The 502-nt window shown below is 65.1% G+C and carries 1 protein-coding gene and 1 pseudogene; both read right to left on the reverse strand.

From position 1 onward, the window contains the following. Nucleotides 1-149: pseudogene (locus ENZ74_RS35580) on the reverse strand (HAD family phosphatase); the annotation flags it as partial. Beyond that, the coding region (dut, locus tag ENZ74_RS33940) for a dUTP diphosphatase (protein ID WP_127313385.1) at nt 149-502 on the reverse strand (354 nt) is incomplete at its 5' end. The pseudogene ENZ74_RS35580 and the gene dut, both read right to left, overlap by 1 nt.

The raw sequence follows: 502 nt of genomic DNA on the forward strand, positions 1-502 counted from the left end.
CGGCCGGAGAAATTCTTGCGGCAATATTTGAAGCTTGTCGGGTAGCCGGCAGCGGTCAGCCATTCGGCAAGGCGCCGATTGGCCAGGTTCTCCGTATCGACCAGGATCCCGTCGCAGTCGAAGATGACAAGTTTAGGCAGTTCAGGCATCAGGCGGTGCCGGTCGATCCGAACCCGCCCGCGCCGCGCGCCGTGCCGCCGGCCAGGTTGCGCTCTTCCACGGCGGCTTGCGTCACCGCGGCAAAAACGATCTGGGCGATGCGCATGCCGCGCGTCACGGCAAAGTCCTCATCGCCGAGATTGATCAGCAGGACCTTCACCTCGCCGCGATAGTCGCTGTCGATGGTGCCGGGCGTGTTGAGGACGGTCAGCCCATGCTTGAAGGCAAGGCCCGAGCGCGGCCGCACCTGGCCTTCCATGCCTTCGGGAATTTCCAGGATCAGCCCGGTCGGCACCAGAGCGCGTTTTCCGGGCAGGATCAGCAGCGGCCGGTCGTCCGGCAC

Source organism: Mesorhizobium sp. M7A.F.Ca.CA.002.15.2.1 (assembly GCF_003998715.1).
Classification (GTDB): domain Bacteria; phylum Pseudomonadota; class Alphaproteobacteria; order Rhizobiales; family Rhizobiaceae; genus Mesorhizobium; species Mesorhizobium ciceri.